13 protein-coding genes are annotated in these 10,452 nt (G+C 51.0%); 3 read left to right on the top strand and 10 right to left on the bottom strand.

What is annotated here, in order from left to right; genetic code table 11:
- The coding region (gene yyaC, locus L691_RS0108685) for a spore protease YyaC (RefSeq protein ID WP_025690019.1) at positions 1 to 490 on the bottom strand (490 nt) is incomplete at its 3' end.
- 191 nt (positions 491 to 681) lie between these two features.
- On the opposite strand from yyaC, the gene L691_RS0108680 reads away from it, so the two are divergent.
- Entirely contained in the window at positions 682 to 903 is a 222-nt protein-coding gene (locus L691_RS0108680) for a DUF1128 domain-containing protein (protein WP_025690018.1), read from the top strand.
- A gap of 90 nt (positions 904 to 993) precedes the next feature.
- Here L691_RS0108680 and L691_RS0108675 read toward each other — a convergent pair whose 3' ends face one another.
- The gene (locus L691_RS0108675; protein WP_025690017.1) at positions 994 to 1,995 is read right to left on the bottom strand and encodes an asparaginase; all 1,002 of its coding nucleotides are present in this window, start codon (positions 1,993 to 1,995) and stop codon (positions 994 to 996) included.
- A 382-nt stretch (positions 1,996 to 2,377) separates the two neighbouring features.
- On the opposite strand from L691_RS0108675, the gene L691_RS0108670 reads away from it, so the two are divergent.
- The gene (locus tag L691_RS0108670; RefSeq protein ID WP_025690016.1) at positions 2,378 to 2,869 is read left to right on the top strand and encodes a YtxH domain-containing protein; all 492 of its coding nucleotides are present in this window, start codon (positions 2,378 to 2,380) and stop codon (positions 2,867 to 2,869) included.
- 146 nt (positions 2,870 to 3,015) lie between these two features.
- Complete coding sequence (locus L691_RS0108665; protein ID WP_025690015.1) at positions 3,016 to 3,348, top strand: DUF5665 domain-containing protein; 333 nt, start codon at positions 3,016 to 3,018, stop codon at positions 3,346 to 3,348.
- Positions 3,349 to 3,425: 77 nt separating this feature from the next.
- Here the strand turns inward: L691_RS0108665 and L691_RS0108660 are convergent, their stop codons facing one another.
- From L691_RS0108660 to L691_RS0108625, 8 genes are all read right to left on the bottom strand, one after another.
- The gene (locus L691_RS0108660; protein ID WP_025690014.1) at positions 3,426 to 4,196 is read right to left on the bottom strand and encodes a sigma-70 family RNA polymerase sigma factor; all 771 of its coding nucleotides are present in this window, start codon (positions 4,194 to 4,196) and stop codon (positions 3,426 to 3,428) included.
- On the bottom strand, positions 4,193 to 4,645 hold the full coding sequence (gene rsbW, locus L691_RS0108655; protein ID WP_025690013.1) for an anti-sigma B factor RsbW: 453 nt from the start codon (positions 4,643 to 4,645) through the stop codon (positions 4,193 to 4,195). Before rsbW ends, L691_RS0108660 begins: the two co-directional genes overlap by 4 nt.
- An 18-nt stretch (positions 4,646 to 4,663) precedes the next feature.
- Entirely contained in the window at positions 4,664 to 5,002 is a 339-nt protein-coding gene (locus L691_RS0108650; RefSeq protein ID WP_025690011.1) for an STAS domain-containing protein, read from the bottom strand.
- A gap of 299 nt (positions 5,003 to 5,301) precedes the next feature.
- A complete protein-coding gene (locus L691_RS0108645; protein ID WP_025690009.1) occupies positions 5,302 to 6,171 on the bottom strand; it encodes a CheR family methyltransferase in 870 nt (289 codons plus the stop codon).
- A gap of 106 nt (positions 6,172 to 6,277) precedes the next feature.
- Entirely contained in the window at positions 6,278 to 7,438 is a 1,161-nt protein-coding gene (locus L691_RS0108640; RefSeq protein WP_025690007.1) for a PP2C family protein-serine/threonine phosphatase, read from the bottom strand.
- Positions 7,439 to 7,660: 222 nt separating this feature from the next.
- On the bottom strand, positions 7,661 to 8,161 hold the full coding sequence (locus tag L691_RS0108635; RefSeq protein ID WP_025690006.1) for a DUF948 domain-containing protein: 501 nt from the start codon (positions 8,159 to 8,161) through the stop codon (positions 7,661 to 7,663).
- Positions 8,162 to 8,396: 235 nt separating this feature from the next.
- Complete coding sequence (locus L691_RS0108630) at positions 8,397 to 9,014, bottom strand: hypothetical protein (RefSeq protein WP_025690004.1); 618 nt, start codon at positions 9,012 to 9,014, stop codon at positions 8,397 to 8,399.
- 185 nt (positions 9,015 to 9,199) lie between these two features.
- Entirely contained in the window at positions 9,200 to 10,021 is an 822-nt protein-coding gene (locus L691_RS0108625) for a C40 family peptidase (RefSeq protein ID WP_025690003.1), read from the bottom strand.
- Positions 10,022 to 10,452: the final 431 nt, after the last annotated feature.

The raw sequence follows: 10,452 nt of genomic DNA, 5'->3' as shown, positions 1-10,452 counted from the left end.
TGGTCCCCGCCATGCCCATCACACGATGCAGCGGCGTTGTCTGGAGCGTCAGGTACGGCTTTGGTCCGCTTGCGCCAACGACGGCGGCCAGGCTGTAATGCCCGACTGCGGGCAGAGTCAGTCCTACGGATTTAGCCGGATGCAGCGGTTCCATGGAGGTGTAATAATCGCCTACGGCCGCGTGCGGACCAAGGCAGGCATCGATGGCGATCACGACATGCCCGGAAGGAATCTCAACTATCCTTTTTGTCAGATTATCCGCATCGCAAGGGAACGGAAGCGTGCCGATCACATGGAGAAATCCGTATTCCAGCAGCCGGCTTCCCGTTAACGGTCCAAGCGAGTCTCCGGTGGAACGGTCGGTGCCGACGCACAAGAAGGTAATCTCTTCCGGCTTATGCAGCCCTCCGATTTCGCGAAAGAAAGCAGTCAGGCCCTCGGCATCCATCTTTCGTTTCCCGCTCCCCTGCCCCTGTTCCCTGATTGCCATGTCTGCGTTCCCCCCCTTTGGTAGTGTTCTTATGGAAGCAAGCCTCCGTCACCGCGTCACCGCTCTAGCAGATAGCCGCTTTTTCCATCCATTCTACATTAAATTAATTTCATCGACAAAATATGGTGTCCCCAGCGTTAACCATGGTAAAATACATAGATTAACGCGCAGAAAGGAAGAACGTGAACTTTATGGATCTATCGACCCCGAGCCAGAGCAATGTGGAATATATGATCGAAAGCATTAAGACTAAACTGAAAATGGCCAGCGCCGCCGCCATGCAGTCCTCCGCCTTCTCGCTGGACAAGTATGAAGACATCCGGGATATTTACGAAGTCGTTATGGATAGCGACAGACTCAGCATCTCGCAGGTGGAGGCTCTCGTCTCCGAATTGGGACGCTTGCGGAAATAGTAACGGCACAACCAGCGAACAGGCCCCTCGCCATCGATCCGTGAAAATAAGGTTCGGGTGGGAGGGGCCTGTGTCTTGTGCTTGGAACAATCAAATTAACTCCAGTTTGAATACCGTCTCCGCATGACCGACACGCGTTCCTTCATCATTCTCGATATAGCCCGGGAAAGCCGCCGCAAGCTTACTTAATGTCGACCGGTTCGCATATCCGATCTGCTCCAGAATGCCGCGTACAATCAGACCCCATTCTTCTTCGGAGCCATCAAGTATCTTAAAGGCAAATCCGAGACGTTCATTCCGCAGCCCGAAGCAGTACACACCCTTGAAGCCGCCTTTGGACACGATATTGTCGTCTTCCAGCAGTATGGAGTCCAGCCGTCCGTATCCAGCTACCATCTCCGGATGGGCATGCATGGCCGATGTGATGATCTTTACCGCTTCTCTCGTCGCCTTATCTTCGATCAGTTCGGGACAGGCCAGCTTCAAATAGGCGTGGGCCAATCCGGTTAGAGGGAGAGCGAACACCGGCAAGCCGCAGCCGTCCGTTCCGAGGTGGATATCCTTCGGCGCCAGGCCGGCCATGTAGGCGACCGTCTGGAGAATCTCCTGCTGAACCGGATGGTCCGGCTGCGCGTATCCTTCCAGCGGCAGTGCCTTCGATTTACTGTAAGACAGCAGCCCCAGATGCTTGCCGGAGCAGTTATGGTACAGCTTTCGCTTGCCTGTGCCGCGAATTGCCTCCTCGCGGCTTCCTTCGTCAAGCGGATAGCTGGAAGCGCAGATCATGCAGCTTTCCGTTACACCCGTCTTGGCCGCAATGCTCTCCAAGGCCTGAAGATGATAGCTCTCCCCGCGATGCGAAGCGGTCATAAGGGCGATTTCGGCCGCACTCAGGCCGTATTTATCCATAATTCCGCCGCGAATGCCCGGAATCGCCTGCAGCGGCTTCGCCGAAGAACGGGTAAAGGAAACAAAGCCAGGGTCCCCCGCATATCCTTTTAACACTCCATTCTCCCCTACTATGGCAATATGCCCGCTGTGGGCGCATTCCATCAGATTGGCCCGATACTCCTTTACCAAAACCGTCTCCATGCTGCTCTCTCCCTTATGTTCTATGTGTTTTTTCTATAATTATAGAAACTGTTTAAACCATCTAGTTTTGAAAGAACTATATAATCTAGCAGTTAAGTGATGACTTTTGTAAAGGGTCAAAAAATACGATTTACTCTATACTTTCGCATCCGTTCTTCTCTTTTGACAGCTATACTCCACCAGTCTTTCCCATACGCTCTTGCTGTTTCAGGGCATACGCCAAAGTTTATATACGAAGTAAGAAGCCCAAGTTAAATTCATCGTAATACCGACTTCCAAACGATGGGGGCGATTCGTTACGGGGAATCGGGTCTTGCCCCAGACTCATGCGACGCGCCGCCTGACTTTGGATTCACTTTATTTTACCTGAGGAGTGATTGTGATGAGTAAAGAAGAACTGGAATATCCTACGCAAAACGGAACAACCTTCGCGAAAGGTCTTCTTATTGGCGGTCTGATCGGAGCGGCGGCAGCCCTCCTCTTCGCACCCAAGCCGGGACGCGAAATGCGCAGCGACCTCTCCAATAAGCTGAGCATAGCAACCGACAAGACCAAAGAATTCTCCGGTACGGTTACCGATAAGACGAAATCACTTGCCACGGCAGTCGGTGGAAAAGTTGTCGATTTGGCCGGCACCGTATCCGGCAAGGTTTCCGATTTGGCGAGTACCGTATCGTCCAAAGCATCCGACATTAGGACAAGCGTCAGCGACAGCAAGCAGGAAATTGCCGCTACCTTGCAGGAAACCAGTAAGAAAATCTCGGATACGGCCGAAGCAGCTTCTACAGAGATAAGCGAGGATGTTAAGGATGCTTCCAAGGATATCTCCGAAGAAGCAAAGAACGCTTCAGATGAGGTCAAAGCTGGCTATTAAGCGGCTTGCCTGAAATCGCGGTTGATTTAAGCTTTATTCTCCCTCCAGCTGGCAGTCAGCTGCAATCAGCTGGCTGCCGGTATGCATGACGCCTGATTCCCAGAGCAGCCAAGGCCCGTTCCGCTATAAGAAAGCAGGAGGACTTTATGGGAAAGCTGACAGGAAAGACAAGGGACTACGAAGTGAACGATCACCCGTTCGAGCTCCGCCATGAAGTGAAGCGGCTCAATACCCGGCTGGACCAAATCGCCGAATTACTGGAGAAATCAGAGATCAAGGATATACTCGAGAATTATACCGATCCCAAGAAGCGGATCATTACCAATCTCATGGCCGGTATTTCCCGTGGGCTCGGTCTATCTCTCGGCACCTTCATTGTGCTGGGCATACTGGGTTATATCGTCAGCCTGTTTATTAATGTGCCGGTCATCGGCGAGTATCTCGCCGAAATCAAGAAGTACATTGACGCCAACAGTTGAAGGGCGCACCGAATAAAGGGCATGGTTCCGCTCCTGCGGTTCCATGCCCTATCCTATTTTAAAGAGAAGATCGTCCATCAATAAGCCGAATTGGACATAATCTGTTTCAGCTTCTCGGTAGCTCGTTTCTGAATTCGCGATACGCTCATCTGCGATACACCGAGCTTCTGGGCGATCGCCCGCTGAGACTGCCCTTCCTGGAAGGCCAGCAGCAGCACCTTCTGCTCCTGCTCCTTCAATTGTCCAAGCGCCTGCTGAAGGTCCATGCGCCGCTCTACGGTATCATAGTCGTTCGCATCCGAGCTGATGAGTTCGCCCAGGGTGGCGCCGGTCTCTTCCTGAGACAGCGGGGAATCGAGCGATACGTAATGGTAACATTCCCTTCCGGCAAGAACTTCCACCGCTTCCTCCACAGACAGATCAAGGTAACTCGCAATTTCGCCCACATCGGGTGAACGCTCCAGCTTGACGGTCAGTTCGTCAATCGCCTGCTGGACCAATGCGCCTTTTTCTTTGATGCGTCTGGGAACCTGTATGTACCAGGATTTATCGCGGAGAAAATTCTTCATGTGCCCGATCATGCTCTTCATGGCATAGGGTTCAAAGGGAATGCCAAGGCTGATATCGTATTGCTGCAGAAGGCGGATCAGAGCCATCTGACCGACCTGATAGAGGTCTTCATAAAGATCGGGGCGGTTGCGGGCAATCTTGCCTGCGGCCATCTTGACCATCGGCTCGTATCTATGAATCAATACGGTGGCAATATCGTTATCTTTGGTCTGCTGATATTCCCAAATTAGAGAGACGGATTCGTCCAAGGACTCTGGGGGAGTCACTCTCTCATTCATACTCTCTCCTCGCTGAGATGAAGCTTTTTAGTCAAAGTTACGACTGTCCCCTTCCCGGACTCGCTTATGACGTTAACCTCATCCATAAGCGCCTGCATCAAATAGAAGCCGAGCCCCCCGACTTGAACATCGCTTAGTTCCTTGTCATGCAGGGTCATGCGCTCTCCGGATGCTTTTACATTGTCAAAGCTCTCCCCCTCGTCTTTGACGGTGATCGACAAGGCATTCGGACTTACTTCAAAGATGACGTCGACTAATCCATCCTCCTGCTCGTAGGCGTAGAGAACTGAATTGTTACAGGCCTCGGAAACCGCTACTTTCATATCTTCTATATCTTCGTACGAAAAGCCCATTTTCGAGGCAATTCCATATAAATTGAGTCTGACAATATCGACATATTCTGCACTGGCAGGCAACTGGATTATCACTTTTTGTATATCATCACTCATTCTTTGTTCGGTCCTTTCCTAATGGGAGTTCTCTTGGGAGGCAAAAAATTTGGCGATACCGGTCATATCGAACAGCTTCTGTATATGCGGCGGAACTTCCTCCACGGTGAATTTGACAGCCAAGCCGTGTCTTGCCTTGAGGATCGAGAGAAGGATTCCGATGCCCGTGCTGTCGATATATTTCAATTCTTTCATGTTAATGGCCAGATTTAGCGCTGTATCCTCCACAAGCGGCTCCATCACCAACCGAAAATCGGCAGCAACTGACAAATCGAGCTCGCCTCTCAAGTAGACTGTGCACACGCCATCCTCGGTTTTTGTCGTTACATGAAACTTTTCGCTCTTATGTGTATTCATAGACAATCTCTCCTGATTCATGTTTTCTTTACCAATAACCCTAAAGTCACGCTCATGAAACAAAAAAACCGGACTTCATACTCTGGAAATTGCTAGATTATGCGGGGTTGACCGTGGTATCACGGCCGGGGTACAGGCTTGCCCCCACAGGAATAACATGACAAAATTTGCTGAGTGCTGTCAGCAAAACGGCTCTTCCTTGCAAAGTGAGGAACCGGTTCCCTTCTCCGGAAGGCCGCTTCCGGCTAGCAACGCAGGGCCTCTTCGCCGGAATTTGCTTTAATTAAATCCTAAACACATCATTTGATTTTACGATAGATCTTTTCCACTCTACCCAGCGGCTCGTAACTGTCACTGTACCTGTTGAAATGAATGGACTCTTTGGCTCCGAGAACAAGCAATCCGTATCGGCTGAGGCTCTCGAAAAACAGGCGGTGGACATGCTCTCGAAGCTCATCGTTAAAGTAAATCATGACATTCCGGCAAAATATAACATGGAACTCGTTGAATGAAGTATCGGTCGCCAGGTTATGCTCGGCAAAAGTAATATTTTTGCGCAATTCCGGCTGAAAAATGACCGAATTAGACTTCGCTGTATAATATTCCGAAAAGGCGCGTTTACCGCCCGCCTCCATGTGGTTTTGGCTGTACTGCTGCATTTTACTGATTTCGTACACGCCTTCCTTGGCCTGCTGAAGCGATCTATTGTTTATGTCGGTGGCATAAATACGCGCTTTGTTGTACAAACCCTCCTCCTTTAGCAGAATCGCCATGGAGTACACCTCTTCGCCCGTAGAGCAGCCGGCATGCCAGATCCGGATAGACGGGTAGTTCCTCAGAAGCGGAACGGCTTTCTGGCGGAAAGTCCGGAACATGCTGGGGTCCCGGAACATCTCCGTGACCGGTATGGAAAGGCTGTAAATAAGACGTTCGAAGCAGGCCCGGTCATGAAGCACCTTCTCCTGCAGCGCGGAGATGCTGGACAGATTCTCCCCATGAACACGATGCCAGATCCGCCTCCTCAGGGAAGGCAGCGAGTAGTTTCGAAAATCGTATCCGTATAGGCGATGAATACCGCAGAGCAGAAGCTCGATTTCGATATTTTCCAGCTCGTCCTTATCGGTTCTTGCAAGGGGCTGCTCATCGCTTCTTCGTTCTGTTGTAGTCATTGATTCCAAGCTCCCTTGCGACGCCGTCTTCTTAGCAAACGGCTGATTATTCTGCATGTAAGGCTATTACCCTAAATCTGGAATTACGAATACTGGCATATCCGCATTAATGAATTCTCAGTGAAATCCACACCAGACACTTGTCGTCATCACGCTCTCCCGGGGCCTTGTCATCGAAAAAAGCAGCCTTCATCGGCTCTTCCCGCCACTCATGCTCTCCCGCAAGCTCGCCGATCAGGAATTTCAGCTGTTCCTCCTGATCCCCCTCTACCATCTCCAGAAGCCCGTCGGTATACATCGCCAAATGGCCTTCCTGCTCATAAGTGATCGTTTGAGGCGAAGCCTCGATTCGGTCGAACACTCCTACCGGATGACAGTTGCTCTCCAGCAGCACCGGTTCGGCGGCGTTCCCTTCAAAGAACAGGGCAGGGGGATGGCCCGCGTTCACATAGTCAATGCGCTGCAATTTGGTATCAATGACAAGATAAATGGCTGTAAAATAGTATTGTACAAGCTGCTTTTCGATATAGAGCTGGTTGAAGCGCCGGTTCAGTTCCTGAATGACTTTCTCCGGCTCGACGTAAGTCGTGACCGTATCCTTGAGCACAGAAGCGATGAACATACAGAACAGTGAAGATGAAATGCCGTGTCCCATCATATCCAGCAAAATGACCCCATACCGCCCGTCTCCCAGCGCGTACCAGGCATACAAATCCCCAGCCAGCTCAAACGAAGGCTGATAAATGGCGTGCACCTCGAACAATTCTTCTCTCAGCGGCAGACTGAGTACCGCATTCTGAACCAGCGCCGCCAGCTTCAATTCGTACTGAATACGCTGATCCCTTTCCTTATGCCAATCCTTCTCGGCTTTCAGCCGCAGAGCCAAACGGATTCTCGCCATCAGCTCGACCTTGTTGATCGGCTTGGTTACATAATCGACCGCGCCGGCATCCAGCGCTTCCGCCAATTTCTTGGAGTCGCCGACGGCGGTTACCATGATAATCGGAATATCCTTCAAATTCGCGTACTGCTGCACGATCCGGCAGGCCTCGATCCCATCCATTTCGGGCATCATCATATCGAGAAGAATCAGATCGACATCGGGATGCTTTGGCCTAAGCTCGGGATTCTCGCCGCGGGCTCCGAGCAGCTCCAGCATTTCAATTGCGGAAGCCGCCGTAATCACATTGCGATAAGCCTCTTTTTTTAGGATTTCACGGATGATGATAATATTGGTAGGATTGTCGTCAACAATTAGTATTTTCATTACTTCACCTCACAGTCTCATAATTCGACCGAAAAATCCAAAATACGCATAATACTATGATACGATATTTTGCCGGGTATTTTCCATCCGCAACATTTGCAGGCATCGCCTTTTCTTTCCTTTGATTGACAAAAGGGCGTGTTCCCATTAAAAGTAACCCCCATCCCACAGTGGAGCTGGAGGTTGCGCTATTGGACGATTTCTCATAAGGATGCCTGGACGCTATTTCCGGTATCTCTGCCAGAGACCGGCGGCGACATCGACTCCTTTGAGGACGGCGTCCAATCTCCCCTTCTTGCTGTTTACCGCATTGTAGGAATTTACCGTCCGCTCCTCAGCAGGGGTCACCTTTGCGCTGTTGACCGCTACAAGCTCCGCTTTCTCTTTCAACTCCCGGTTTTTGCGGAATTTCTCAATGACCGTTACCGATACCTGCTTCACGGTCATTGTCAGCTCGCTGAGCACCTCGCCCAGATTCTGGACCGAGTCCATAATAGGATCGATTTTCTCTATTTTACCCTGCACGTCCGCCGTAATCTTGTTGGCGTGTCTTACCGTGGCTTTCACTTCATAAGTGAGTTCATCGACCGTCTTCTGTACCTCCTGAAGCGTTTGGCTCACTTTGTCGAGAGAAGCCTTGGCGGAATTCAGAGTCTTGATCAGAAAGAACACGAGAACTGCGAATGCGACAGCTATAAGCGCCACGCTGAGGCTAATGATCATGGGTATAAACTCCTTCCGATTCGTAATATTATCGGCCTCAAGTCTGCCTTAATATTGCATAGTTACCCCTAGGGTCTACAGCCGAAACAACCGTTCAGGCAGACGTCTGACGCAGGGGCGGTCAATGTAATTGTATGATCGTATGCTGAAAAAAAGGGCATAAGGCTGCTCGGCAAACCAAAATAAGCTGAAGCAAGTCCGGACGAGCTCTCTCGTAAAGGGCGGATTCCCGGGCTTACTTCAGCTTCATCAGCGAACGGAGCAGATTGCTCCAATCTACAGCAAAGGAGACGCGCATTCCGCTCTCCAACAGTTCAATCTTGCGGACCTCCACCATAAACGGCATATGCTCCCGCAGGCGGACCGAAATCGGCGGAAAGGACAGCACGCCTTTCGGCACCTTCCGGTTCCGGATCGATGTATAGTCGTGACGCAGCGTAATCGTCCCGCCCGATTCCGGTGAAGCCTCCATGATCATGCCGACTTCCGCACCGAACGGCACCGGACCGGCCAGCCCGTTAATATCCGCAGCGAGCCGGTCTCCACTCTGCCGGAACCGGGCTCCGGTAATCCGGACAAAGGATGACGGATGCTCGGACAGATAGTCGTTCAGCCCTTTTTTAAAAAGGTTGTTCAGCTCGTCTTCGGTCAGCGTCAGCACAGGGCTTCTGTCTCTGACCATTTGGAGCAGCTTCGGATCAAAATCTACCCGGTCATAAGACAGATCCAGCTTATTCACCGGCGCAACGTACCAGGCGGCGGCCGCTCCGATAAGGAGCAGGAGCAGCACAATTCCGGCAAACGCCCGGAAAAGGATTTTGCCCGGCGTACTTTTTTTATGGTGATGAGGCATATTTTCTCTTCCCTTCGTTGTCCAGTAGCGTTCCACTCTAACTATCTCTAGTATACCGGGCGGCCTGCCCCCAGCGCAAAAAGGGCATCCCCATTAGCACCCGCCGATGGAAACACCCTTTTTTCATATACTGCACCCGTCACAAACTGTACTGCTGTCGCTTCCGCACTAGGCAAGCTGTATAATCAGTGGATAACCGAGCCTCCGAAGAGGAACCGATTGGTCCAAGAAGCGCTTAATTTACCTACTCTGACCCCGCCGGAAGATACGGAATACGTATGCAAAATCTGTCCGTCTCCCAAGTACAGAGCAACATGCGTAATCCTTTCCGCCGACTTGTCAATCCCGGCATAAGCGGCGGCTGAGCTTCCTTTGTAGCTCATAAAGAACATCAGATCGCCCCGTTTGAGACCCGATATATCCGTTACGGCTGAACTGCTCTCCTTGACCCATTTCCCCTGCTGTCTGGAATCGGCCGGCAGCCTGATATTCGCCGCTTCAAGATAAATCTGCCGGACAAAATCCGAGCAATCGAAGGTGGATGTGTCGCTGCGGCTCGACCCGAATTCGTAAGGTGTGCCGAGATAGGACATCCCTCTAGCAATGACAGACTCGATACTCGCTGCCGCTGTGCTTGCCGCAGGAGCAGCCGGTAAAGGCTGCGGAGCCGCTTCAGCCGTCGTCAGAGCAATATACTTGTCCTGAGAGCTGCAATAGCCGATTTCTCCGTCCTTGTTACGGACCTTATAGAAATAAGCATTCGTCTTTTCCAGAATCAGCACCTTCTCCCCTTCTTTTAAATAGGAGAGCACCTTGCTGCCTGCGGAAGGCGCACTGCGGAGCCGGACCGTTGACTGAATGACGGCCGATTGCGAGGCGGCACTGGACAGTATAGCGGCCGAATTCTCAGCCGCATGGACAGAATTAGCCCCGAACTCGCCCGAAGAAGCGTAAACTGCGGTTGACAATAATAACGCGGCAAGTAGCTGCTTGGTTAATTGGTTCATACCGTCCCCCGAATGGATATGATCAGAAATCAACAAAGGTGGCGCCGCCGTTATTGTTTTCTGAAATCATTATAGGCTCCCCCGGATATGGGAACATGCACCAAATTTCACAAATCAAAATTACAATTCATGGTAAATGACAGGTCTATAGTCTTGATTTCTACTTGGATTTGGCGGGAAATGTTAATAATTAGGTTTCACCGCCTCAAAGTATCCCTTGTCGGCGTTTTCAAAAACCATTAAAATATTCTCATTACAAGCTTCAAGGAGGATTAACGCAAATGACCGAGAGCAGTGACAAGCCCAAAATCAACCTGGCCGATGCCATCCGGCAAAAGCTGGAGCAGAAGAAGCAGCAGAACAACTCGAAACCGGGCGCTTTTCAAGCGGGCGCAGCCAAAACGTTTAAAACCCAAAACAACAAGAAACCG

The sequence above is a fragment of the Paenibacillus zanthoxyli JH29 genome (assembly GCF_000520715.1).
In the GTDB taxonomy this organism is placed as follows: Bacteria; Bacillota; Bacilli; order Paenibacillales; family Paenibacillaceae; genus Paenibacillus_AQ; species Paenibacillus_AQ zanthoxyli.
The sequence above is the reverse complement of the archived record's forward strand: the minus strand, read 5'-3'. Positions and strand labels throughout refer to the sequence as shown.

Excerpts from the sequence above, each read along its gene's own strand:
- L691_RS0108680 (WP_025690018.1), top strand. The coding sequence starts at position 682 with ATGGATCTATCGACCCCGAGCCAGAGCAATGTGGAATATATGATCGAA.
- L691_RS0108665 (WP_025690015.1), top strand. The coding sequence starts at position 3,016 with ATGGGAAAGCTGACAGGAAAGACAAGGGACTACGAAGTGAACGATCAC.
- L691_RS0108675 (WP_025690017.1), bottom strand. The coding sequence starts at position 1,995 with ATGGAGACGGTTTTGGTAAAGGAGTATCGGGCCAATCTGATGGAATGC.
- rsbW (WP_025690013.1), bottom strand. The coding sequence starts at position 4,645 with ATGAGTGATGATATACAAAAAGTGATAATCCAGTTGCCTGCCAGTGCA.
- L691_RS0108645 (WP_025690009.1), bottom strand. The coding sequence starts at position 6,171 with ATGACTACAACAGAACGAAGAAGCGATGAGCAGCCCCTTGCAAGAACC.
- L691_RS0108660 (WP_025690014.1), bottom strand. The coding sequence starts at position 4,196 with ATGAATGAGAGAGTGACTCCCCCAGAGTCCTTGGACGAATCCGTCTCT.
- L691_RS0108630 (WP_025690004.1), bottom strand. The coding sequence starts at position 9,014 with ATGCCTCATCACCATAAAAAAAGTACGCCGGGCAAAATCCTTTTCCGG.
- L691_RS0108635 (WP_025690006.1), bottom strand. The coding sequence starts at position 8,161 with ATGATCATTAGCCTCAGCGTGGCGCTTATAGCTGTCGCATTCGCAGTT.
- L691_RS0108670 (WP_025690016.1), top strand. The coding sequence starts at position 2,378 with ATGAGTAAAGAAGAACTGGAATATCCTACGCAAAACGGAACAACCTTC.
- L691_RS0108640 (WP_025690007.1), bottom strand. The coding sequence starts at position 7,438 with ATGAAAATACTAATTGTTGACGACAATCCTACCAATATTATCATCATC.
- L691_RS0108650 (WP_025690011.1), bottom strand. The coding sequence starts at position 5,002 with ATGAATACACATAAGAGCGAAAAGTTTCATGTAACGACAAAAACCGAG.
- L691_RS0108625 (WP_025690003.1), bottom strand. The coding sequence starts at position 10,021 with ATGAACCAATTAACCAAGCAGCTACTTGCCGCGTTATTATTGTCAACC.